The 1,346-nt window shown below is 58.2% G+C and carries 1 protein-coding gene; it reads right to left on the bottom strand.

Annotation, left to right across the window (positions count from 1 at the left end; translation table 11 throughout):
* Positions 1-152: 152 nt before the first annotated feature.
* On the bottom strand, positions 153-1,253 hold the full coding sequence (locus tag AWB65_RS34905; RefSeq protein ID WP_087671266.1) for an IS5 family transposase: 1,101 nt from the start codon (positions 1,251-1,253) through the stop codon (positions 153-155).
* Between the last annotated feature and the right edge of the window lie 93 nt (positions 1,254-1,346).

Genomic DNA, 1,346 nt, shown 5'->3' with positions numbered 1-1,346 from the left:
TCTAGCAGGCCGTTGAAATATCCGTCGTTGATGCACTCAGATGCATTACGACGGATGCTGGTTTCGAATTTTTGAAATGCGTAACTCGTTTGCGGGCATTCGACGTTGCTCGCGGGCTTACCATATCGGTGCTATCCATTGCTTCCTGCCCCTCAACCGGCAAGTGTGCGCATACGCGTCAGGTTGTAGCCGACCTGCGTCAGCACGAAGAGCTGGTCTACACGTTCAAGTCCTCGATACATCACCTGTCGAATTCGACCGACTGTCTTGCCCCATCCGAACACCTGCTCAATGCGTTTACGTTTTTGCTGGCTGACCGCATAGCCCGCCCAACGCGTAGTTCGCCCGTCGATTGCTGAACCTCCCGGCCGCCCAGCGTTTTGCGCCACATGCGGCGTGACACGATTCGCGCGACAACTGCCGATGAAGCCGGCGGTGTCGTAGTTCTTGTCCGCGCCGACCGTGATGGCGCGCGGCGCAACACTCGCGGCATCAGCAAGCATCTGCCCTGCCGCGTCGCGCTCGGCGGTGCCGGTCGCCAGCGTCACCTGTGCGTTGACCACCAGGCCGTGCCGGTTGTCGGTCAGCACATGGCCCATATAACAGAGCATCGCCCCGGTTCCTTTGCTCTTGCGAAACAGACGCGCCTGCTCGTCCGTCGTGGAGTGGTGCGTCTCGTTACTGCGCTTCTGTCCATGCCAGTTGTCATTCGGCGCGGGTGGTTCGTCAGGAGGTGTGTCGTCTTCGTCCGGACTTGCTTTCGCCACAAAGCTCTTATGCCCGGCCCATGCCTGAATCAGTGTACCGTCGACGCTAAAGTGCTCCCCAGAAAGATGTCCACGCTCGCGCGCCGTCTCGACTGTCTCGTTGAAGAGCAACACCACCACATCGTGTTCAAGCAAACGGTCGCGGTTCTTGCTGAACGTCGAGTGGTCCCACACAGTCCCGTCCATCGGCAGGCCGACGAACCAGCGGAACAGCATGTTGTAGGAAATCTGTTCCACCACCATGCGCTCGCTACGAATCGAGTACAGCACCTGCAGCAAAAGAGCTCGCACCAGCTTCTCCGGCGCGATGCTCGGCCGACCTCCTTTCGCGTCAGCCTCGTACATCCGCGCGAAAACATCGTCCATGCGTTTAAGCGCGTCATTGAGCCACGCGCGAACCGGACGCAACGGATGGTCCTTCGGCACAAAATCGTCCAGCTTCAGCACCGTGAACATTGACTCGGTAAAACCATCTGGCCCACGCATCCGTTCCATCTCGCTCTCATTGATGACATAAGTTCAACGTTTACGCCTTCGTTACGGATGACCGCTACATGAGGTATTTCAACAGCCTGCTAG

Origin of the sequence: Caballeronia humi (assembly GCF_001544475.1) — a bacterium.
GTDB lineage: Bacteria > Pseudomonadota > Gammaproteobacteria > Burkholderiales > Burkholderiaceae > Caballeronia > Caballeronia humi.
The sequence above is the reverse complement of the archived record's forward strand: the minus strand, read 5'-3'. Positions and strand labels throughout refer to the sequence as shown.